The following is a 260-nucleotide window of genomic DNA, read 5'->3' on the forward strand; positions in this document are numbered from 1 at the left end:
CCGTATTCGCGGAACGCGGGCTCGCCGGCGCCAGCACCGCGATGATCGCGGAGCGCGCGGGCCTGCCGAAGGCGAATGTGCACTACTACTTCCCGACCAAGCTTGCGCTGTACCGCCGCGTGCTCGACGACCTGTTCGAGGACTGGCATCGCGCGTCCGGCTCGTTAGAGGACGTCCAAGATCAAGTGTAGTAGATAGACAGAAAATAGAAAAATAATAATTAGAAGTAACATAGAATACATATAGTATAGAATTTATAT

1 protein-coding gene is annotated in these 260 nt (G+C 53.1%); it reads left to right on the forward strand.

What is annotated here, in order from left to right; genetic code table 11:
- Positions 1-191 (forward strand): TetR/AcrR family transcriptional regulator (locus AAEY78_RS13725; RefSeq protein WP_352339906.1); only part of this gene is annotated, 191 nt, incomplete at its 5' end.
- Positions 192-260 lie beyond the last annotated feature (69 nt).

It is taken from the genome of Psychrobacter sp. 16-MNA-CIBAN-0192, from assembly GCF_040309565.1.
In the GTDB taxonomy this organism is placed as follows: domain Bacteria; phylum Pseudomonadota; class Gammaproteobacteria; order Pseudomonadales; family Moraxellaceae; genus Psychrobacter.